The organism is Bacillus sp. FDAARGOS_527, from assembly GCF_003812125.1.
GTDB classification, from domain to species: Bacteria; Bacillota; Bacilli; order Bacillales; family Bacillaceae_G; genus Bacillus_A; species Bacillus_A paranthracis.
Map to the genome: position 1 here is coordinate 941368 of NZ_CP033795.1, position 22305 is coordinate 963672.

Annotated in this window: 25 protein-coding genes; 18 read left to right on the forward strand and 7 right to left on the reverse strand. The window is 33.8% G+C overall.

Annotated features, from left to right (window positions below; genetic code table 11):
- Positions 1–3 precede the first annotated feature (3 nt).
- The 3 genes from EGX95_RS07250 to EGX95_RS07260 all read left to right on the forward strand — a co-directional run bounded on the left by EGX95_RS07250 (position 4) and on the right by EGX95_RS07260 (position 3403).
- Positions 4–1665, forward strand: a complete 1662-nt coding sequence (locus tag EGX95_RS07250) for a SpaH/EbpB family LPXTG-anchored major pilin (RefSeq protein WP_001992696.1) — start codon at positions 4–6, stop codon at positions 1663–1665.
- 91 nt (positions 1666–1756) lie between these two features.
- Entirely contained in the window at positions 1757–2557 is an 801-nt protein-coding gene (locus EGX95_RS07255; RefSeq protein WP_000827790.1) for a class C sortase, read from the forward strand.
- A 21-nt stretch (positions 2558–2578) separates the two neighbouring features.
- A complete protein-coding gene (locus EGX95_RS07260) occupies positions 2579–3403 on the forward strand; it encodes a class C sortase (RefSeq protein WP_033669822.1) in 825 nt (274 codons plus the stop codon).
- A gap of 56 nt (positions 3404–3459) precedes the next feature.
- On the opposite strand, the gene EGX95_RS07265 is transcribed toward EGX95_RS07260, so the two are convergent.
- Positions 3460–3639, reverse strand: a complete 180-nt coding sequence (locus EGX95_RS07265) for an H-type small acid-soluble spore protein (protein WP_001025740.1) — start codon at positions 3637–3639, stop codon at positions 3460–3462.
- Between the two features lie 66 nt (positions 3640–3705).
- A complete protein-coding gene (locus EGX95_RS07270) occupies positions 3706–4917 on the reverse strand; it encodes a helix-turn-helix domain-containing protein (RefSeq protein WP_000212359.1) in 1212 nt (403 codons plus the stop codon).
- Between the two features lie 118 nt (positions 4918–5035).
- Between EGX95_RS07270 and EGX95_RS07275 the strand changes: the two genes are divergently transcribed.
- Positions 5036–6304 carry an MFS transporter gene (locus EGX95_RS07275; protein ID WP_000390438.1) on the forward strand — a complete coding sequence of 423 codons (1269 nt, stop codon included), beginning with the start codon at positions 5036–5038 and terminating at the stop codon, positions 6302–6304.
- A gap of 105 nt (positions 6305–6409) precedes the next feature.
- Positions 6410–6934 (forward strand): COG3014 family protein, encoded by a 525-nt coding sequence (locus EGX95_RS07280; RefSeq protein ID WP_000736435.1) that lies wholly within the window; start codon positions 6410–6412, stop codon positions 6932–6934.
- Between the two features lie 40 nt (positions 6935–6974).
- Here EGX95_RS07280 and EGX95_RS07285 read toward each other — a convergent pair whose 3' ends face one another.
- Positions 6975–7868: a LysR family transcriptional regulator gene (locus EGX95_RS07285; protein WP_001050629.1), complete on the reverse strand. Its 894-nt coding sequence runs from the start codon at positions 7866–7868 to the stop codon at positions 6975–6977.
- A gap of 160 nt (positions 7869–8028) precedes the next feature.
- On the opposite strand from EGX95_RS07285, the gene EGX95_RS07290 reads away from it, so the two are divergent.
- The 5 genes from EGX95_RS07290 to EGX95_RS07310 are packed head-to-tail and all read left to right on the forward strand — an operon-like array spanning position 8029 to position 13820.
- On the forward strand, positions 8029–9021 hold the full coding sequence (locus EGX95_RS07290; protein ID WP_000351828.1) for an ABC transporter ATP-binding protein: 993 nt from the start codon (positions 8029–8031) through the stop codon (positions 9019–9021).
- Complete coding sequence (locus EGX95_RS07295; RefSeq protein WP_000714694.1) at positions 8999–10024, forward strand: ABC transporter substrate-binding protein; 1026 nt, start codon at positions 8999–9001, stop codon at positions 10022–10024. Before EGX95_RS07290 ends, EGX95_RS07295 begins: the two co-directional genes overlap by 23 nt.
- 12 nt (positions 10025–10036) lie before the next feature.
- Complete coding sequence (locus EGX95_RS07300; RefSeq protein WP_000248123.1) at positions 10037–11707, forward strand: ABC transporter permease; 1671 nt, start codon at positions 10037–10039, stop codon at positions 11705–11707.
- On the forward strand, positions 11704–12966 hold the full coding sequence (locus tag EGX95_RS07305) for an MBL fold metallo-hydrolase (protein WP_033669823.1): 1263 nt from the start codon (positions 11704–11706) through the stop codon (positions 12964–12966). Before EGX95_RS07300 ends, EGX95_RS07305 begins: the two co-directional genes overlap by 4 nt.
- A 20-nt stretch (positions 12967–12986) precedes the next feature.
- Positions 12987–13820: a hypothetical protein gene (locus EGX95_RS07310; protein WP_000843590.1), complete on the forward strand. Its 834-nt coding sequence runs from the start codon at positions 12987–12989 to the stop codon at positions 13818–13820.
- A 52-nt stretch (positions 13821–13872) separates the two neighbouring features.
- On the opposite strand, the gene EGX95_RS07315 is transcribed toward EGX95_RS07310, so the two are convergent.
- Entirely contained in the window at positions 13873–14295 is a 423-nt protein-coding gene (locus EGX95_RS07315) for a YfmQ family protein (RefSeq protein ID WP_000214597.1), read from the reverse strand.
- A gap of 197 nt (positions 14296–14492) precedes the next feature.
- Here EGX95_RS07315 and ucpA point away from each other — a divergent pair, with 197 nt between their 5' ends.
- The 7 genes from ucpA (at position 14493) to EGX95_RS07350 (ending at position 19680) form a co-directional block, all read left to right on the forward strand.
- Entirely contained in the window at positions 14493–15287 is a 795-nt protein-coding gene (ucpA, locus tag EGX95_RS07320; RefSeq protein WP_000517019.1) for an SDR family oxidoreductase UcpA, read from the forward strand.
- 208 nt (positions 15288–15495) lie between these two features.
- Positions 15496–15657, forward strand: a complete 162-nt coding sequence (locus EGX95_RS07325) for a hypothetical protein (protein WP_000108701.1) — start codon at positions 15496–15498, stop codon at positions 15655–15657.
- A 160-nt stretch (positions 15658–15817) separates the two neighbouring features.
- Positions 15818–16453, forward strand: coding sequence for a cupin domain-containing protein (locus EGX95_RS07330; RefSeq protein WP_000098970.1), 636 nt, complete (start codon positions 15818–15820; stop codon positions 16451–16453).
- A 99-nt stretch (positions 16454–16552) separates the two neighbouring features.
- Positions 16553–17644 (forward strand): serine hydrolase, encoded by a 1092-nt coding sequence (locus EGX95_RS07335; RefSeq protein WP_001023303.1) that lies wholly within the window; start codon positions 16553–16555, stop codon positions 17642–17644.
- A 50-nt stretch (positions 17645–17694) separates the two neighbouring features.
- Positions 17695–18336 (forward strand): DUF3885 domain-containing protein, encoded by a 642-nt coding sequence (locus EGX95_RS07340; protein WP_001237277.1) that lies wholly within the window; start codon positions 17695–17697, stop codon positions 18334–18336.
- A gap of 156 nt (positions 18337–18492) precedes the next feature.
- Complete coding sequence (locus tag EGX95_RS07345) at positions 18493–19062, forward strand: histidine phosphatase family protein (RefSeq protein WP_000208290.1); 570 nt, start codon at positions 18493–18495, stop codon at positions 19060–19062.
- Between the two features lie 246 nt (positions 19063–19308).
- Positions 19309–19680: a hypothetical protein gene (locus tag EGX95_RS07350; protein WP_000461771.1), complete on the forward strand. Its 372-nt coding sequence runs from the start codon at positions 19309–19311 to the stop codon at positions 19678–19680.
- Positions 19681–19698: 18 nt separating this feature from the next.
- Here the strand turns inward: EGX95_RS07350 and EGX95_RS07355 are convergent, their stop codons facing one another.
- From EGX95_RS07355 to EGX95_RS07365, 3 genes are read right to left on the reverse strand one after another with little or no spacing between them, the layout of a single operon-like run.
- Positions 19699–20535 (reverse strand): alpha/beta hydrolase, encoded by an 837-nt coding sequence (locus EGX95_RS07355; protein WP_001992663.1) that lies wholly within the window; start codon positions 20533–20535, stop codon positions 19699–19701.
- 60 nt (positions 20536–20595) lie between these two features.
- Positions 20596–20925, reverse strand: coding sequence for a DUF3147 family protein (locus EGX95_RS07360; RefSeq protein WP_000545631.1), 330 nt, complete (start codon positions 20923–20925; stop codon positions 20596–20598).
- Complete coding sequence (locus EGX95_RS07365; RefSeq protein ID WP_000651917.1) at positions 20909–21319, reverse strand: MarR family winged helix-turn-helix transcriptional regulator; 411 nt, start codon at positions 21317–21319, stop codon at positions 20909–20911. Before EGX95_RS07365 ends, EGX95_RS07360 begins: the two co-directional genes overlap by 17 nt.
- Positions 21320–21443: 124 nt before the next feature.
- Between EGX95_RS07365 and EGX95_RS07370 the strand changes: the two genes are divergently transcribed.
- Complete coding sequence (locus tag EGX95_RS07370; RefSeq protein WP_002036130.1) at positions 21444–22271, forward strand: PP2C family serine/threonine-protein phosphatase; 828 nt, start codon at positions 21444–21446, stop codon at positions 22269–22271.
- The last annotated feature ends 34 nt before the right edge of the window (positions 22272–22305 follow it).

Consider the following 22305-nt stretch of genomic DNA (forward strand, 5'->3'; position numbering starts at 1 on the left):
ACAATGAAAAAGATTTTTAGTTTATTTTTAATCTGTACGTTAGCTTTTTCGACGTTATCTAACATGATTGTTAGTGCGGAATCAAAAAGTACAGGTACTTTAACGATTCACAAGTTTGAACAAAGTAAAGAATTAAAAACAACTACAGAAGGTAATGGAAAAGAAGGACAAACTGTTCCAGAAGATGCAAAACCTTTAGAAGGTGTAACTTTTGAAATTAAACGAATTGAGTCATTTGAAAAAATTTCAAATGATGGAACTGTTATAAAAGAAGATGCAAAACCAGTAAAAGACGCTGCAATAACAAAGGTAACAAACGCAAAAGGGGAAGCTGTTTTTTCAAATCTTCCGCTAGGACGTTATGAAGTAAAAGCAATTGAGGGTCCAAAACATATTGCGTTGGATAAGACTACTTTTATTGTCGATATTCCAATGACAAGTGCAGACGGTAAAGATTTAAATTACGATGTTCATATTTACCCTAAAAATGAAACAAAACGTGGTTCAGTAGAATTCGTAAAAAAAGGTGAAGCCGGTAAAGTATTAAAAGATGCAGAATTCCATTTATTTAAAAAGAATAAAGATGGAACAAGCACACAAGTTAAGACACCGAGTTCATTAGTAACAGGGGAAGATGGTAAAGTTCGTGTAGATTCTCTAGAATATGGGGATTATTATTATTTTATTGAGCATAAGGCTCCAACAGGTTATTTAACTAGTAAAGAGGAGCGTCCTTTCTCTATTAAGGAATCTGGTGAAGTCGTTAAGCTGGATGATATAAAGAACTATAAAGAACCTACCATTACTAAAAGTATAAATAACGGTTCAAAAGTAGCTGGAATTAATAAAGAGACAGATTATACGTATGATATTAAAACACTACTTCCTGAAGATATTCAATCATATAAAAAATATGTTGTAAAAGATATTTTAGATGATCGTTTGGAAATAAAAGGCCTACCAATTGTTATGGTTGACGGAAAGAAAGTTGAAGATGGTAGTGTAAAAGTAGTTGTAGAAGGTCAAAAAGTAACCGCTACAATTGAAGATTTTTCAAAAATTAATGGGAAAGAACTTCATTTGCAAATTACTGCAAAAATTAAAAGTGATGTTGAATCTGGAGTGAAAATTCCAAACAAAGCAGTACTTGATTTTGTAAACAAAGATGATGTTTCATCAGAAAAAGATGGAAAGCCATCTAATGAAGTGGTGGTCACACCGACAGCGGGAAATATTAAAATTGAAAAAGTTGATGGTAAGGATAAGACGCTTAAATTAGAAGGTGCGAAGTTCCAATTACAAGATAAAAAAGGTAATGTTATAAAAGTTAATGGGAAAGAAATGAATGATATAACAGATGCAAATGGTATTATTACATGGAATGAGATCCCGTACGGTGAATATCAAATTGTTGAGACGGAAGCACCAAAGTATAAAGATAAAGACGGTGCAGTCGAACACTATCAAAAGTTAAGAGATCCGATTAATATTACACTTGATGAAAAACACCAAAAAATAGAGCTACAAGTTGAGAATAATAAGAGCGGTTGGATTATTCCAGCAACAGGTGGTATGGGTACAATTCTCTTCACAGTAGTGGGCCTTATACTAATGGCGGTAGCGACATTTATTTTCTTTAGAAAAAAACCTGTAAAAAATTCTTAATTTATATGTTTATAATAATTGAGTTTAGAAAAGAGGAAAGGCATATTGCTTTCCTCTTTTCCATATTTTATCCGTAGTGAAAGAGGCTATTATGAAACGAAATATAATTTTTGGAAGTATTTTTTTACTAGGATTAAGTATATTTCTCTATCCAACTGTAAGTAATTGGTTTGCAACAAGAACACATTATTCAGAAGTAAGTACATATGATGAAGCGATAAAGAGGCTGGAGCAGGAAGAGATTGATCGTAAAGAAATGGAAGCACGAGAGTATAATAAGAAGGTCCAAAATACAACGCAAACATTTGCAGATCCTTTTCGGGAAAAGGATGGTGAACGTAAAAGTTCTACTGTGGATATGTTAAATGTTGGTGATGTTATGGGGTATATTGAAATTCCAAAAATTGATGTGAACCTTCCAATTTATCAAGGGACAACAGAAGAAGTGTTAAGCCGTGGGATTGGTCAGTTGAATGAAACCTCATTACCAGTAGGAGGAGAAAATACGCATACAGTTTTAACGGGACATCGCGGTTTACCTTCAGCGCTAATGTTTACTCATTTAGACAAAATTGAAAAGAAAGATATATTTTATATTCATACATTAGATAAAGTACTTGCCTATCAGGTAGATCAAATAAAAGTTGTGTTACCAAATGAGACAGAAGATTTATTAGTAGTACAAGGACAAGATTACGCAACATTAATTACGTGTACCCCTTATGGAGTGAACACGCACAGGTTACTAGTGAGAGGACACCGTGTTCCATATGATGTTAGAGAAAAAGAAATGATTACAAAACCTTTCATTTTAGAAGATTGGATGATCGTTTTTCCTATTGGTATTATTTGCATGATCCTTCTAATAATCTATTTAAAAAAACGAAAATAGTATGTATTGTGTGGTGAGTGTGTGAGAAGGGGAGTTATAAGCGTAATATTGTTTCTTACAGGATTATCCCTATTTTTATATCCAATAATTGCTAATTATATAAACAAGTATGTATATAAGACAGAAGTGATACGTTATGAAAAAATGGTTGATGATTTAAAAATAGAAGATGTAAATGAGAAGTTTCGAAAGATGGAAACATATAATAAATCGTTAGGGAAAACTATTTTCAAAATGAGTGACCCATTTGTACAGGATGATGAAATAAGTACGGAACCGTTAAATTTTATAAACAAAGATGAAATATTTGGTACGATTTCTATTCCGAAAATAAATGAGGAATTGCCAATTTACTTAGGAGCAAGTCAAGAAAACTTAAGTAAAGGAGTAGGGCAAATTGAAGGGACTTCTTTACCGATTGGCGGGAAAGATACACATGCTGTATTGGCAGGACATCGTGGATATCACGGAGCAACGATGTTTCGTCATCTGGATCGGTTAAGGGAAGGAGACGTATTCTATGTAAAGGTATTTGGAAAGAAGCACGTGTATAAAATAATTGGACGTGAAATCATTAATCCAAATCAAGTGGATAAATTAAATGTAGTAAAAGGAAAAGACAAAGTTACACTGCTTACATGTGAGCCATATACATCAAGTAAATATCGTTTGTTAGTATATGGGGAGCGAGTAGAAAGTGAGCAAAAGGAAATGAAACGTCTGAAAAAGAGTGTAGTCGAAGTTAGAAGCTATGAAACAAGAGACATATTTATAAAACTAGCTTGTGGAATAGTAGGCTTCATTGTAATTTGTATTGGTTTGTATGGATTACTAAAGAGAAAATAGGAATGACATTTATATAGAAAAAGAAAAATGCCACTTCAAAAATGAAGTGGCATTTCTTATATTTCCTCTAAGCTATTAACTGGAACTGTTAATTCGCGTCCTGGGTTTTTTACTTCATATATGCGGGCGGTTTCATTGCTCTCGTCGACGTGTTGAATCATAACAGGCATGCCTTGAAAACTAACATTCGCTTGCTCCGCTGACACAGAAAGCTCTTTTGCACGTTGAATATTCATTTATATTCCTCCCATCATTATTATCTTTGCTAAAAAAGAGGAATAATATACCATTTCGAGACATTCTTAAAGTTTTTGTATTATTTGTAATGTTTCTTTAATAAATGAAGTGAAGATCGAATCAGGATAGCTATCTATTGCTTGAACAGCTTCTTTTGCCTCTGTTAAGGCAGATTTTTTATCTTGAAGTTCTATATAGCAAAGGGCACGATAAGACCCAGCTGTTAATACCCACGATTGATCAAGTGGATGATTCATATAATCTGGTATGGTAGCGTGTTTTAATGTTTCCAAAGCTTCCTTATAACGTTTTAAACCATACAAAGATTTTCCTTTTTCAAGATAATACAGCCCATCGTCTTGGAAAATTGGATCATTTTTTAGTTTTTCTCGAAATTGTTCTAGATGTTCCAATGCGATTGTATATTCATTCGTAACAGTGTTGTAGTAATAAGCTTTTAATATATCTACATTTGCAGCGGATAAAGTATCTTCTGTAAAAATGGCAAATTGCTCCGATTTTTTTATGTAATATAAATATCGTTCTTTATCAGCTACAATGATTTTTTGATAAGATAAAATACGGTAAAATTCATCTGTTTTATAATACACTTGATGTTTTTTTGAAAATGCAAGTGCATCTAAAATGACTTTTTCACATTTTTCATAATTGCCGTATGCGAGTAAAATAATTGCCTCTTTTAAGTATAGTTGTATATGTGTAATAAGATCCATTTCTAAATTCTTCGCCTTATATTCATCACGAATTGTGGCGATCAACTGTAAACATTCTTTATATTTTTTACGTTTGAAGAGCATATAGTAAAACAGTAGTTTCGTTTCAGTACTTTCGCGATACAAAGTATATTTTTCAAATATAGAAACAGCTGTTTCAACGTAATATGCAATATTATAATCGTTCATAATAGCCGCTCCAGTTATGAACTGTTTATATAAACGTGCTGTATTTAAAGTTGGAGGTAAATCTGTTTGAACGATAGGTAGTAAAGTTTTGTATACTTCATCGCCATTTGCCTTTATTAGTGGCTCCATTTTTTGAATGAGTTCTACAATTTTTCCTTCATCTTCTTCTAATAAAAAGCTCGGTTCACATTCAAGTTTTTCTGCAATATATTGTAATGTTTTCATAGAAGGTGTAGCTTTTCCATTTTCAATTTGACTAAGCATACTTTTTGTCAATTCTGAACCTGCTAGTTCAGTTTGTGTAAGTTTTTTTTCTTTACGTAATGCTTTAATTTTTTCTCCGAGAGTTGCCATATTGTAGCTCCTTTATAATTAAAAAGTTAAATACAATTAAACTTTTTGTTGTAATAATTGGAAAGTTGATTATATAATAAGTTTAACACAATTTAACTTTTAAAGGGAGAGTGTCATAATGGAAGATGTAAGTATAGATCAAAATGATTCAAGAATGAAGATTGCAACGAGAAATATCATTTTAATGATGATTGGAAAAATGACGTCTTTATTAGGCGCAGGTATTTATACGTTCGCAATGGGGTTATATGTATTAAAGACAACGGGTTCTGGGATGGGCTTTGCTACTACACTCGTTTGCGGGTCACTTCCACGGATGATTTGTGGACCAATTGCTGGTGCTGTAGCTGACCGTGTGAGTCGAAGATGGCTTGTCATTGGTACGGATTTATTAAGTAGTTTAACGATGCTTATCATGTTTATCCTTGCTACTATATTTGGACCATCACTTCTTTTTATTTATGTTTCAGCAGCATTATTATCAATTTGTGCAAGTTTTTATTCTGTTGCATTAACTTCGTCTATTCCTAATTTAGTAGATGAGGGGCGTATTCAAAAAGCGAGTGCTTTAAATCAAACGGCAGCTTCTTTATCAAATATTTTAGGACCAATTATTGGCGGAGTAGTATTTGGTTTCTTTTCAATTCAGTCGTTCTTTTTGTTAAATAGTATTACGTTCTTTTTAGCGGTTATTTTGCAATTATTTATTGTATTTGATTTATATAAAAAAGTAGTGGCTGAGAGTAAAGAACAATTCTTGACGAGTATAAAAGAAGGTTTTTCATATGTAAAACGACAACATGAAATATATGGTTTAATGAAAATAGCATTGTGGGTAAACTTTTTTGCTTGTGGGCTAACCGTTGCACTGCCATACATTATCATACGTACATTGCATTTATCTTCAAAGCAACTCGGAACTGTAGAGGGAATGTTAGCAGTCGGAATGCTAATGGGTGCGATTACTTTATCAGTGCGTAAAGAAGTGAATAATCCGTTTCGTTCTATTTATACTGGACTGTTTTTGTTTGCAGGTTTAAGTTTATGTACAGTCTTCCCGTTGTTAGTTACCATTCCAAAAGTAGCAAGTTTTATTTACTATATTGCTTTCATGATGTTAACTGGTATAGCAATTATGATTGTAAATATTCCGATGCAAGTACATATGCAAAAAACGACAGATCCGAGCTACTTAGGGCGTGTATTTGGCTTACTTGAAACAATTGCGACTGCAATTGCACCGCTCGGTATGATTGTATATGGATTATTGTTAGATATGTTGCCAACTAGCATTGTTATGATGACAATAGGCGGAGGTTTATTGTTAGTTGTATTAGTTGGAGTAAGGCAACATATGGCGAAAAAACAAGTGGATGTGTCGGCTTAAAAACGAGAAAATAATAAAAATGACCAAATCAGTATTTTAGTTTTTGAAACTCTTTTTCATGTATGTTAAAGTAAAGTGAGTAGGCAAAGAAAAGGAGACAACAGCATGAAAAAATTAAGTTTTGTTATGCTTTTTCTGTTAGTCGTAATGGCTGGATGTAGTAATTATGACACATATATTGAAACAGGTATGCAATCATTGAAAGATGAAAAATATAGTGATGCAACAATGTGGTTTGAAAAAGCAGAAAAAGAGAAATCGGGAAATGAAGCGAAATCATATAAAGAAATGGCCGAGAAAATGGATAATGGAGCAACGGCATTAAAAGACGGTAAGTATTTAGAAGCGAAAGACATTGCAAATGAAGTGTTACAAATGAAAAAAGACGATGCACTTGAAACAGCTGTAACATCAAATGCAGAGAATATGCTTCAAAAAGCAAAAGATGTAGAAGAGAAAGTAAATGAAAGAGTAGCAAAACGTAGAAAAGTAGAAGAAGAAGGAATTGATAAACTCATTAAAGCTGTAGATAGTATAGATGATGTGAAAGAAAAAGAGAAAAAAGTTTCAGAAGCATTAGATAAGGCTGAAGAGGCGCAAGCAAAAATTGAAGCGAAGAAAAATAAATAGAGTTATAGCTTAAAAGACTGTCGTGTAAAGCGACAGTCTTTTAATTCTTTGTTGCATAAGAAGTGATGTTATGTAGTAAAAAAGAAATAATTTTAGAATTCCACCTGTCCTCATGATGAATCGTATAAATGTTACGTTGAAATTCAAATTCAGGGATGGGTATGTAGCGTAGTTCATTTCGTTGTACTTCTTGTTCAATAGCAAGTTTAGAAATAAAGGCAACCCCATTACCGTATTTTAAAATTTGTTTCATCGTTTCTAATGAATCTAATTCAATTTCTGATTGGAATGTAATGTTATGAGCTAACATCCATTTTGTAAGTAAATCTCTCGTTGTAGATGGATTACGATGTAGTAATATCCGTTCCTTTTCGATATCTTGTAATGATACATTTTCTTTTTTTGAAAAATGATGTTCTTTGGAGAAAGCAAGAACAAGTGTATCAGGCATTACATTCGTCTGTTTTAAAAGTGATTCATCAAACGGTGCTGCTGAAATTACACCGAGATCAATTTCATGATTTTGTAGCATCGTTCGAATTTCAGGAGCTGTTTTTACCATGAGTGTTATTTTTATATTTGGAAATTCACATTGAAATTGATGAACAATTTCTGGTAAAAGATATGTCGCTGGTACATAACTAGCGCCAATTGTTATAGCTCCTTTATGAAAATCTTTAAACTCTTGCGTGACTCGCCTAGCTTCTTTCATAAGCGCATCTATTTTACAAGCATAATGATGCAATGCCTCGCCAGCCTCTGTTAAGAAATATCTTCCAGAACGTAATTCAAATAAAGGTACACCGAGCTCCTCTTCTAAGCTTTTTATATGGAATGTAATAGTAGGTTGTTTAACACCAAGCTGTTCTGCAACAATCGTGAGCTTTTTGTATTTCTTAATAAGCACTACAATTTCTAATTTTAAGAGATTCATGGCAAGTTGCCCCTTTTTCTTCTAACTATAGAAAAAATCTATAGAAATAAATAGTTTATTAGAAGTTTTTTAATTTAATCTTTACAGTACATTAACATTCAGTATAAATCTCCCATATAGAATGAAAGCAGGTTAAGAGTGAGGGGAGAGAGGTGAAACGATGGATATTAAAATTAGTGGATTAGAAAAATCATTTGGAAAAGTACAAGCGTTAAAGCCGTTACAAATTGTGATGAAACAAGGTGAATTCACCACACTTTTAGGACCTTCGGGATGCGGGAAAACGACATTACTCAGAATGATTGCAGGACTGGAAGAGCCAGATAAAGGTGAAATATATTTTGGAGATACGTGCATGTATTCTTCTTCTAAAAAAATAAAAACATCTCCTCATGAACGTAATATCGGTATGGTATTTCAAGATTTTGCTTTATGGCCACACATGACTGTATTTGAAAATGTTGCATTTGGTTTAAGAGCTACAAAGCAAACGAATCAATTACGGGAAAAAGTAGAAGAGGCAATAAAGCGAGTTCGCTTGCAAGGGATGGAGAAAAGATATCCGCATGAACTCTCTGGCGGACAGCAACAACGTGTCGCATTTGCGAGAGCAATTGTAACGAAGCCACATTTCATTTTGTTTGATGAACCGCTCAGTGCACTCGATGCAATTTTGCGAGAAGAAATGCGGTTAGAGCTTATGGATATCGTTCATTCCATTGGTTTAACGGCATTGTATGTAACGCACGATCAAACAGAAGCTATGTCAATGTCAGACCAAATTATTGTCATGAAACAAGGAGAAGTATTACAAAAAGGAACACCAGAAGATATTTATGTGAAGCCATCTCATGAATTTGTTGCAAAATTTGTTGGTAAGGCAAATTGGCTTGTAGAGGGTAAACAAATGGTTCGTCCAGAGCATGTGAGCTGGACAAAAAATGAAGTGTGTGAAATGTATACAGGTGAAGTCCAGCACGTTACATATGTAGGAGAGCGTTATGAAGTGAAAGTAAATATGGGGACACTCGGAATATGGACAGCTTATCACAATAGTAAGATAAGCATCGGAAAGCCAGTATCGTTATATGTACCGAAAAAATGTATTCATCATATAGGGGGAGAATCGTATGAAGAAATTCAGTTCGCTTAAGTCGTTATTTGTATGTACTTTATTATTTTCTGCCGTAGTAACAGGGTGTAGTTCAAAGACAGGTAATGCAGATGCAAAAAGTAAAACTACGAATGAAAAGAAGATTGTTGTATATAGTGCAGGACCAAAAGGATTAGCAGAAAAAATTCAAAAGGACTTTGAAAAGAAAACGGGTATAAAAGTGGAAATGTTTCAAGGAACAACAGGTAAAATTTTAGCGAGAATGGAAGCCGAAAAGAAAAATCCAGTCGTTGACGTAGTCGTACTTGCATCTTTACCAGCGATGGAAGGATTAAAAAAAGATGGACAAACGTTAGCTTATAAAGAAGCGAAACAAGCTGATAAGCTTCGTTCTGAATGGTCGGATGATAAAGGACATTATTTTGGATATAGTGCTTCAGCGTTAGGAATTGTGTATAACACAAAAAATGTGAAGACAGCGCCTGAAGATTGGAGCGATATAACAAAAGGAGAATGGAAAGGGAAAGTGAATCTTCCAGATCCAGCACTTTCAGGTTCAGCTTTAGACTTTGTGACAGGATATGTGAAAAAGAATGGAAAAGATGGATGGAATTTATTTGAACAGCTTAAAAAAAATGAAGTTACAGTAGCAGGGGCAAACCAAGAAGCGTTAGATCCAGTTGTAACAGGAGCAAAAGATATGGTCATTGCGGGTGTTGATTATATGACGTACAGTGCAAAAGCAAAGGGTGAACCAGTTGATATTGTTTATCCAAAAAGCGGAACAGTTATTAGCCCACGTGCAGCAGGCATTATGAAGGATAGTAAAAATGTAGAAGGTGCAAAAGAGTTTATTGATTATTTATTATCAGATGATGTACAAAAACAAATTTCTAAAGCGTATTTATTACCCGGTAGAACAGATATAAAAGCGGAAAATAGACCAAATGTGGAAGAGATTCCAGTATTACATATTGATTGGAAAACAGTTGAGAAAGAACAAGATGAAATAGGAAAACAATTTAAGAAAGTATTTCAATAAGATGGTGATTACATGGTAAATCGATTTGGATCAGTAAGGCAAGTTGGGATGACGGTAGCGTTGTTACTTGTGGCGATGTTAATCGTCATTCCGCTTTTTCTCATTTTACTTTCTAGTGTATATGAAAATAGTAGTTGGAATTTTTTTAAGCCGTTTGAAGTGATGCAGAGTGGTGGATTAGCTGGGATTTTTCTAAATTCGATGCTTCTAGGTGTACTCGTAGTAATAGGAGCAACCATCTTTGCATTTCCACTGGCTTTCATTATGAGCAAAACAGATGTTGGAAAGCATAGCAAGTTAGATATTGTTTTTATGATTCCATTTATGACTCCGCCGTATATTGGATCGATGGGCTGGATTTTGTTCATGCAACCGAACGGCTATTTCGAACAGTTTTTTCCGATGCTAAAGACGATTTCATCTTCGTTTTTTAGCTTAGGAGGTATGGTTTTAATTATGAGTCTGCATTTATTCCCATTTCTATACTTTATGTTGAAAAACACGTTACTTCAAATTGGGAGTAGTAAAGAAGAGGCGGCAGCAGTTCATGGTGGAAGCTTTTTCTATCGTTTAAGAAAAATCATATTGCCGTTATTAGTATCAAGTTATGTAATGGGTGCTTTACTCATTTTCGTAAAGACGATTGCTGAATTTGGAACACCGGCTACATTTGGACGAAGAATCGGATTTCATGTGTTAACATCAGAGATTCATAAATTCATTTCGAGTTGGCCAATTGATTTTAGTAGTGCAACAGCATTATCTTCTTTATTACTTAGTGCATGTATGCTCATTTGGTATATGCAAAACGTATTAAATCGAAAGTATTCATATGCAATGGTTAGTGGAAAAGGTGTGAAATCTAAAAGGTACACTTTGTCTATATATGTGCGCGTTGTAGCATGGATTTATGTAATTGGTTTATTAATCGTATCAATTGGAATCCCGTATTTTTCTATACTGATTGCTTCTTTGTCAAAATTAAGAGGCGGAGGCTTACAGTTACATAACTTTACAACGAGTCATTATGAAGCATTATTTACAATCGGATCTCCAGGATTAGAAGCTCTATGGAACAGTTTTCTTTTTTCACTTATAACAGCGATTATTGCTGTTATGATTGGCGTCTTTTTAGCACTTATGATTCGAAAGGGGAAAAAGTCCTCTGAAAAATGGCTGGATATGTGCGGTATGTTACCGAACATGGTACCAGGAATCGTAATGGTTGTAGGGCTTATTTTATTTTGGAATTCCCCCTATATACCCCTGTCCATTTACAATACACCAGTCATGGTAATCGTAACGTACGTTGTTCTTTTTTTACCTTATACAGTGCAGTATGTAAAAGCATCGCTCGGGCAAATTGATGATTCTCTCGTGCAGGCAGGAAGTATTTTTTCTGGGAATTATATGTATATTTTTAGAAAAATAATATTCCCTCTTATTATCCCGGGTATTCTTGCCGGATGGGCGATGACATTTACAATCTCGATAAGGGAGTTAGTAGCATCGCTTCTCGTACTACCTCCATCGGTAGAAACGTCAGCAACATTTATTTTTGCTCAATTTGAACAAGGAGAAGTATCTATTGGAATGGCGATGGCTGTCGTTTCAGTTGGACTTACAACACTATGTTTATTACTTCTGCAGCATATGGAGCACAAACGAAAAGGGGTAGCATGATGAGGGTAGAAGTATGGGGAGGAGCGGGAGAATACGGTCGCTCCTGCTACTTCGTAAAAAATAAAGAGACAAAAATATTATTTGATTGTGGTATTAATCGGTCATATAAGGATAGTTATCCAAAAATAGAACGAGAAGTTGTACCGTTTTTAGATGCAGTATTTTTGTCACATATTCATGAAGATCATACGATGGGCTTACCTTTATTAGCGAAGTATGGATATAAGAAAAAAATATGGACAACTCGTTATACGAAGGAGCAACTCCCAGCTTACTATGAAAAATGGAGAAACTACAATTTGGCGCAAGGATGGCATGTACCTTATACCGACCAAAATGTGAAAGATTTAAATTATGTATATATTGATGAGATTAGCAATCCGAATGAATGGGTACAGATTACTCCTACATTGCGTTTTCAATGGGGGTATAGTGGGCATGTATTAGGAGCTGTTTGGTTTTTAGTGGATATGAGTCATACATATGTATTCTATTCTGGCGATTACTCAGCAGAGTCTAACATATTGCGAGCTAATTTACCTGAGAAGTTGCACGGCGATATAAAAGTCGCAATCGTAGATGCCGCTTATCATACTGATGATGTTTCGCAACATGAACGAATAAACGAACTATGTACAGAAATTGAACGCGCCGTCGGGAATAAAGGGATAACATTACTACCTTTGCCCCCCCTTGGTAGGGCGCAAGATATCGTATTGTATTTATATAAAAAATATAAAGAACTCCCTATTATAGTAGATCAAGAAATTTTGGATGGATTTCAACAGATGTTCGCATATAAAGATTGGATCAAAAATAATGAAGAACTTGAAGAGCTAATGGAGAGTTTAAAAAGAAACATAATAGTTATGGATGATGACAGCGGTACGCAACATAGTTATGGAATAGTTGTAATGAGTGATGCGAATATGCAAACGAAGCGAGCGCAGTTATATTATGAACAACTTCGACATGACGAACGAAATTCTATTATCTTTACTGGACATATTGCGAAAGGGAGTTTTGCAGAAAAAGTTTTGAAGGAACGTGTAGGTAAAGAATGTAGGGTGAAGCGAGTTCCATATAAAGTTCACCAAAGTATAAGAGATGTGAAAGAGATGTTAAATACATTATCACCAGAACATACGGTGTTAGTACACGCTTTGAAAGAGGATACGGATCGATTACAGAAAAAGCTTAGCACCGCAGGGTATGAAAATGTATATTCACTTACTATGGAACGAATAGAAGTCATTTGAAATGTAAAGGGGATAGGTATATGAAAAGCGTATTTGTATTCGTAAGTATTTTCTTTTGTTGTTTCCTTTATAACGTTAAGGAAGGATTTGCCGCTAGTCCAATGACACCTAGTTTTGAAGTGAAGTTATTATTAAAGCCAGAACAAGTACTAGGTCCTAACGAAGAGATGAAGCAAGATGTACTAGAGCATTTCCAGGCTGGTACAAATTATGAAAGAATACAAGTACAGTTTTTAGATACTGCAAATAAAAATTTAAGTAATGAAGGCTGGTTTGCCAGAATACGAAAGAAAGAATTTAGTAAAGATTTTGAGCTAACATATAAAAAAAGATATCCTATTCCAAATGGTGTAATTCAAGATGCACTAGAAGTAGCTAAAAAAGAGGGATTCGATAGTAATACGGATAGTTATGAGGCGGAAATAGACTGGGGATTTGAAAAGAAAACGTTAAGTATTTCAAATAAGAAAAGTTACAGTGCAAAAGGATATGGAGTACTTGATTTACCAAACGAAAAAGCTGCTCAAAACATGTTAGTAGAAAAGTTACCGGGGAAAATGAACAAATGGTTGTATACGAATTGGGGAGAAGAGATGTTAAGGGATTCCCGTATTTACGGTCCGGTATTAATGAAAAGGTATACAGGGGAGTTTGAAAATAGTAAAACGAATATTGAAGTTTGGTCACTAAGTAATACAGGGAAAATAGAAGATGATTTCGTAATAGAAGTGTCGTTTAAAACAAATGAGGAAAGTATAGCAAAAGAAAAAAGAGAATTATTAATGAAGAGTTTAGACCAAAAAGGATGGTTGTTACCGAAAGATAGTTTGAAAACAGAGCTTATTTTTCAGTGAATAGTAAAAAGGAATCCAGATGCCATGGATTCCTTTTTTTAATATATGAGTATTAAGCTAAATCAGCTGACACGAACATATCACTATTTTGAAGATTTTTAGAGCGTAAACTATAAGCAACGACCTTCTTTTTATATTGCTTTACAACATCAACATGCTCTTCATGGCTATAAATATAAAATGTAAAATCTTTTTTGCCGCGTTTTGCATTAATAATTAGAGGCGTACCCTCATTATGTGGTGGTGCATAATAGCGATCTAAAAATAAACCTTCGTTAAAATCATGAATAATTTTGGATTTTTGTTCGCCTTCTAAGTTATTTCCATTGATTGTAACAGTCGCATTCTCTTCTTCCAGTTGTGGATGTGTTTCGTACTTGCTAATAATGGATTCAATAACAGTGTTAGGAAGGCTCGAAACGATAATTTTAAATGCCCCAAATACAACTAACATAACAATAAACCAAGTCGTCATAGTATATCATCCCCTTTTTCCTATTAAATAATATAACTCATATGATAATAGTACATATGGTGAACTTTTGTATAATTTGTGAAAAATTTTCTTTTTTTGAACGTTTTTTAACAAATGGAGCTTTGTAAAGAATGAGAGGGAATATTTGGTATGATAAAAATGTAAAGACGTTATATATTTTATAAGGGGGTTATAAAATGGGAAAATTAGATGGTAAGGTCGCTTTTGTTACAGGAGCTGCGATGGGGAACGGAGCTGGAATTGCACATGTATTTGCAGAGCTAGGGGCGAAAGTATTACTTGTTGATATTTCAGAGACAGTTCATGAAACTGCCAAAAATATCGTAAGTAAAGGGTTAGATGCTGCGAGTTATGTCGTCGATGTAGCTGATATGAATGCTGTTAAAGAAGTAGTGAAAGATGCATATGAGAAGTACGGAAAGATTGATGTGTTAGTAAATAACGCTGGTGTTATTCGACTTGCAAATTTTTTAGATATGTCAGATGAAATGCGTGATTTTCAATTTCAAGTAAATATTAATGGGGTATGGAATTTTTCTAAAGCAGTATTGCCATATATGATTGAGAAAAGTTACGGAAAGATTGTGAATATGTCTTCTGTAACAGGAACATTGGTTGCTGATGAAGGTGAAACTGCATATGCAACGACGAAAGCAGCAATTTGGGGTTTTACAAAAGCGTTAGCACGAGAAATGGCAAAACATCATATTACTGTAAATGCAATTTGTCCAGGTTACATTATGACACCAATGGCAGAGCAAATAGCAAATGAATCTGATCCAAATGAGCCGAGTAATGTAATCGATGGAATTGCTTCAGGTGTTCCTTTAGGACGTTTAGGGAAAATTGAAGAAGTAGGTCAGTTAGCAGGTTTTTTAGCATCCGATGAATCAAGCTACATAACAGGTACACACATTGTCATTGATGGTGGTAGCACATTGCCAGAAACAGTTTCAGTCGGTGTAAAGTAAAAGGACTATGAATGAGAGTTTTATTTCTTTCAATTATAACGCTAGAAGGAATCAGAAAGAGATTTCTTCTAGCATTATAATGTTATGTACTATTATTAGAAAAATCAATTTTGTTACAAAAAGTTGAAATCGAAGTATTTTAAAAGAAAAAGGTTTATAATAAAAATATAACTAATAACCACATTACTAATTATAAGGAAGTGTAACTATGAGTACTGTAGCAATCGTATATGGTATTATTCTTTCCACAATTATTGTTTTGTTTTTTGTTGGGGTTTCACGTTATATTCATAAATGGAAAGAAGGCGTTGCGAAATTAAATCACATTGAAGAAGAACTTAGTGATTTAATGTTACATCATGGTAAGTAAAAAGTTTATTTTTAGCTAAATAATGTGAAGGATATCACAAAACATGCTCTCCTTATGAAGGCATGTTTTTTTGTTATGTGAATGATAGGCACATTCATACATTTTTTCCATACGATACAGTGTGAAAGCCGAAATGTTCGGAGTGGAAAAGAGGGATAAAATGAGTAGTTCAGGTTATGTTCCAGATAATAAAAATTTAAAGAAAAGTTCAGGAACTCCAAATCTTTTCTTTGATTCACGAAAAAATATCTTTTTTAAGAGGAATGAGAAAAACGTTGCATATGAAGTTACGTCAACGCAGTTACCAGCAATGATAGGTGGTGCGTTTGTTGATTTATTTATGACAAAAGGGCATATGCGGGAACCACATTGGCATCCGAATGCGTGGGAATTGGATGTTGTAGTATCAGGAGAAGCAGTTACATCCATCTTAAATCCCGAAACGAATCAATTGCAAAATTATCATGTGAAAGCGGGGCAAACTGTCTTTATTCCAATGGGATGGTGGCATTGGATCACAGCGGTAACAGAAGAAGTGCAATTACATTTGTTCTTTAATAACGATCAGTTTGAAACAGCAGAAGGGTCAGACATACTTAGATTAACACCGCCAGAAGTATTTCAAGCTGCATATGGTGTAAGTGCAGAAAAATTAGAGAAGGACCTTTCGCCAATTAAGGAATCAGTTGTAATTGGTCCTCCTAACTCAAATCGAATAAATAGTGTGAAAAAAAGTGACGAATCAAATATAGTCGTTACGTTAAATGGACAAATAACATCATGTGAAATAGAGTAACTCTTTCCTTTTAGGAAGAGTTACTCTATTTTGTATAATTTTGTAATTTGGTTTGTTATAATTATGATGTTGAAGGGAATGTATTAGAGGGGGTATATTGTGAACATATTAAAGATTATAGGAATAATTGCAGGGGTCATTATAGTAGCTGTTATAGCTTTCTTTGTTATTATGAATTACTATTTGTCAAAAGAAGATCCTGATTACGTATTAAAGTACATAAAAGAACATAAAGAAGATGAAACATGTTCATTACTTATTAAAAGAAATGGAGAAGTATTAACTTCTATAAATGAAAATAAAAAATTGCCATTAGCAAGTATGGCAAAAATCGTAATAGCAGTTGAATTTGCTAAGCAAGTGTCAGAAGGAAAAGTAAGTCGTGATGAACAAATTTCATTGCAGGAGCTAGAAAAATATTACGTTAAAAACACTGATGGTGGAGCGCATCCTAACTGGTTAGAAGATGCCAAAGCGAGAGAATTAGTGAAAAATGGACAAATCGCTTTGGAAGAAGTCGCTAAAGGAATGATTCATTATAGTTCTAATGCAAATACAACATATTTGCTAGATAAGCTTGGAATAGAAAGGGTAAATGACAGTTTAAAAGAATTAGAACTTACTAGTCATGACAAGTTCACTTCATATACTGCTTCACTATATATGAGAGGGTATGTAGAAAAAGAGCTTCATGAGCCAGAGAATCAATCTTTAGAAATGATACGTAACATGTCACAGGATGAGTATAATAAACATGTGTTACAAATTCATGAATGGATGAAAGACGAAGAAGAATGGAAAAAACGGGATATCCCATTAAAAGTAGATATGGAATTTCAGCGAATTTGGTCAGATCGATTAGTGGGTGCAAACGCTAAAGATTATATGAGTATAATGGAAAAGATAAATAGTAGAAAGTATTTTCCAAAATCAATGCAAGAAGAAATCGAGAACATTTTCAAAGGAACAGTTAAAAATAGTAAGTTCGAATATGCTGGTCAAAAAGGTGGTTCTACCGCATTCGTATTGACAAAAAGCTTGTATACTACAGATAAGAAAGGGAATAAAGTAGAAGTTGTCATTATGTTTAACGATATAGAAGATCAAGTTGCATATCAAAAGTTGAGAAATAATGTAGACTATTTTATTCGAGATATTATAACAAGTGAGGAATTTAGAAATAAATTATAATAGAATAATTTTATTATGTAAACAAGATGCTATTAAAGGTAGGTGTTGAGATGAGATTGAAGGAGTATATGCTTGAAACGTTTCCAAATTTAGAACTTAGACCACCTCTATTTTATAATGGGGATATTGGTATTCGCTTTAAATTAGGTGTGAACTATGATTGCACTAATATTTATGAAAACTGCCCATATTTAGAAGGCGTTTATAATAGAGCCATTACTTTATTTCAGTCTTTACATTCCAAAACAGATGATATGTATATTGTAGTGGATGTAAATGACTATGCAGATGGTGAAACTTTCAAACACAAATTGAATATCTTTTCTAAGTATGTAAAAGAGAAGTCTGATTTGTTTAAGTTACAGAAAAATACAATCCCTTATGTTTTTCCAGAAGACGATGAAGACGGGGTATATAAAACACATAGATATACTTTGAAATGTAAAGTTTCAGACTTGAAATACATTCCTATGATAAAAGCAATTTGTAATCAAGATATGGGGATAAAACCGCGTATTTTTCATATGGTGTATTTCATAAATATTAACAAGAATACTATATTTCACATTTATGATGATAGATGTTGTGATGTGTTAGCTACCTCTCCTAATACAATTAGGAATATGTATCATACATATAATGATTGGGTATTAGAATACGACAGAAATAAAATTGATAAAGTATTTAATTGAATGTAGTCTATTTTAAATGGGGGAAATACCATAGAGGTGTTTCCTTTTATTAATATGAAAATCAACATTTAAATTTGGCGGCACTTATTGTAAAAGTAAAGGGATTTGATGGTAATGTATTGAATTTGGGTAGAGAGGGAAAAAGGAGATGAATAAATGACAACAATATATTTCGTTCGCCATGCCCATTCTACATATACAAAAGAAGAACGGGAGCGACCTTTATCTGAAAAAGGGCACTTAGATGCAGAGAATGTAACACGCTTATTAAAAGATAAACATATTGATGTTGTGATTTCTAGCCCCTACAAAAGAGCAATTCAAACTGTACAAGGAATTGCGAATACATATCATGTATCAATAGAAATAGAAGAAAATTTACGGGAAAGATTATTAAGTAAAGAGCCAGTAACAGATTTTAATAATGCGGTCCAAAAGGTGTGGGAAGATTGGGATTTTGCATACGAGGGCGGAGAATCGAATGAAGTAGCGCAAAGGCGTGCTGTAATATGTATGCAAAATATATTAAAAAAATATGAAGATCAGAATATTGTAATAGGAACTCATGGAAATATTATGGTATTACTCATGAATTATTTTGATTCAAAATATGATTTTCGATTTTGGAAAACACTTCGTATGCCCGATATATTTAAGTTGAATTTTCATAATGAAGATTTAATTTCTGCCGAAAGGATAGAGAATACGGGTCATCAAATAAAGTGAAACTTTAATCAGTGGGGGTTTTCTTCATCCCCCACTGATTATTAGCCTTCACCAATCGGACTTTTATGGGCAGCCCGACCCCCACCTAACTTCTTTGCTTCCGCTGAATTTTGAGGTGGGGGTCTTACTGCCCATTAAAGCGGGATAAATAATTTGTAAAAGTTTATCAAAAAAAGAGGAAAGAGAGATATTATTGTAGAAGTATGACTTTGTAACATAAAAAATATGTTAAAGGAGGCTGTTTACATGTTTGAGAAAGAGAAAGAAGGGCTTATTGAAGTTCACAACGTATATGAAATTGCACCAGCAGATGGAACAATTATAGGTATGGCAACGGAAGAAGAAATGGAAATTGCTGCTGAACTAGAGCTGCAGTACTATGCCCATTCTCGTTTGTTAGAAACAAATATTCAGTTAGACGGTTCCTCCTACAAAGAGTTACTTCAGGAGTTCCAGGAGTACGAAAGAAAATCAATGAGCTTTTGGCGAGCAATACATAAGCGTTTAGCTGTGCCATGGGCATGGGTATTACGTATTGACGTTGCGAATGGTCCTATATATGTAAGTAATGGGAATTCGTATTACGAAGAAATCGATGATGAAGAAGATTATGAATAGATAAGTAAGGAAGCAGCTTTAGTTGCTTCCTTTTTTTATTTTTAGGGAGTGAACAGCTTCAATGATAATATCTGGTCGGTCATTTTCTATTCCGTGACCAGCATGTTCAGCAAGTATATATTGGCTATGTATTGAGAGTTGTAATTGTTCATGAATCAGTTTTTGCCACATTGTTTCAAGTTGTATGGCTTCCTCTTTTGGCATGCTGCCCTCAGTCAACTGAGTAATAGAATATTGAGGGTCTCTACCGATAACGATTAATGGTATTTCTAATGTTTTATATAGCTCTTTTAGTGAAAGGGCACAGTTTTTCCACTCCGATAGTTCAGAAGCTGTCGCTTTATATAATGAAGGAGAGGTAGAAAATTCAATTTGCTGTCTTGATTGACCGGCTAGCATAGGTTTTAGTTCATTAGAAAGCAGGTCTACATCCATCTTGGAATATGTATTATATTTTTGAAGCCACATATCATCAGAATCAGTCTGATCAGAAATTGGTAAATGAAGTTCATCTAATCGGTGTAAGTTCATAGAAGTAGAATCAACTAAAATAAGTGATTGTAGCTTATTTTCATATAACATCGCAAAATGTTGTGCACATAAACCTCCATAGGAATGACCGATTAGAATGATTGGTTCGTGAATATCTAGTTTTTGTAGTAACATATGAAGTTCTTTTGTTGTTTGTAATGTAGTACGTGAATGATTCCTTAGTTCACTTTTTCCGTAACCTGGGCGATGGTAGGAAACGACTGTAAAGTGCTGTGAAAGCTTTTCGATAATAGGAAGCCAATCATAAAATGAGCAAGTCATTCCGGTTTGAATGACTACCGTTTGTTTACTACTTCCTTTCATATATACTTCTATAGTTTGCCCCAATACCTCTACAAATTTATAAATAGTAAACCCTCCTAACTAAGATTGAAGTAATTTTTGACAAGCGAAAACAATACACCAGACACCTATACCGAATAGGACAGATGTACTAAGTGCAAATGAGTTTTTTAAACCGATATAAACGATAAATAATAGTAGTGCGGATGCAGGGAATCCATATAATACGCCTATAGCAAATTGACTTAATTCTTGTTTGTTCCCGCCTTCGAAAGAAATCCAAAACAGGCTCAGTAAACTAACGAGAGGAAGGGCAGCGATAAACCCGCCAATCGTACTATAATGTTTAGCTACTTCAGTAATAACACCGATAATAAGTGCCGAAACGATTACTTTAACGAGGAAATGCATACTTTGCCTCCTTCGCTAATAATGAAAAAGCTTTTTCAATGAATTGTTGTTCTTCTTTCGATAACTGCGATTCTAATATTTTTATCTTTTCTTTATCTAGTAAAGTATGCTTTTCTAATACTTCAATGCCTTCTTTCGTTAAAGTAAGGTTCACAACTCTTTCATCTTGTTTGTTTCTTTCTTTCATGATAAATCCTTTTTGAATAAGGCGCTTTACGTGTTCAGATGCTGTGTTATGAGAGAGAGTAAGCTCAGTAGCGACTTTTCCAATTGTTATTTCTTTCTCACGAGAAACGATTTGTAAAATACGAATAGCTTGGTGAGAAAGATTGTCTTCATATTCATATCGTAAGTGATAATAAATGTTCTCCCAATGCTGATTGATGTCTTTCATAATAATAAATCCTCCTGTTTTTATATCGTATATTAAGATATATTCGTTAGTGTAGAAATAAAATCCTTTTATTTGGATAAAAAATGTTGAAAAAGTTTATTTTTATTGAAATATAAGGTAATCTATGTGTAAAGGTATACATTTAGCAAGAGAGAGGATGATAGCTGTGAATACATTCAAATGGATGAGTCATGAACAGATGTATGTAGATGAAATACATGTTGAAAAATGTGGTCCTCTTTCAGTCGGCGTATATGGGGGAAATCAAGAGAGTGATGCATATGAACGAGGAGATGCGGTGCTTGCTTGGTGGGATCCTGAATTACAATTTGAATTTGTTATGATTTTTGATACACATCACAAAACAAAAAATATAGATTATATAGTAGAAGCAATTTCGGAAAGAAAAGAGAAACTAAAAGAGTTATTTTCCTACCCGATACATTTAGCTTTTCATCATACACATATGTACTTATTAGCGTTATTTACAGATGAGCTGTTTATTGAAAAATGTGATCAAGATGATGAGGAACTCGCATGTTTAATATGTTTGCGAAAAGGCGAATTTTTATATTGGTTATCAGTTGGTAATTGTTTCGCATATTTATTCCATTCTGAGAAAACGAAGAATGGGAAAGGGCGATTAAATAAACGGAAGAATTACGAATATATCGGTAGGAAAAATATTTTTGCAGCAAATACACCTTGCTTTACGTCAGGTGTAAGAGGGTTAGAAAAAGGAATGAATCACATCGTAATGGCAACGGACGGTATTTTAGAGTGTGATAAACGAAGGTTTGATGATGATCAATCTTTAGTAGAAATATTGCACGACGGAAGTTGCTTACAGATTGAACCAGTATTAACAAATGTACTGCAGTGGAAAGGTAGAGATTGTGCCACAATTATTGGATGGTCCATTGACACTGAAAATAAACGATGTGCTAATTAATATAAAAGGAGTTCAAGGTTTTTATCCTTGAACT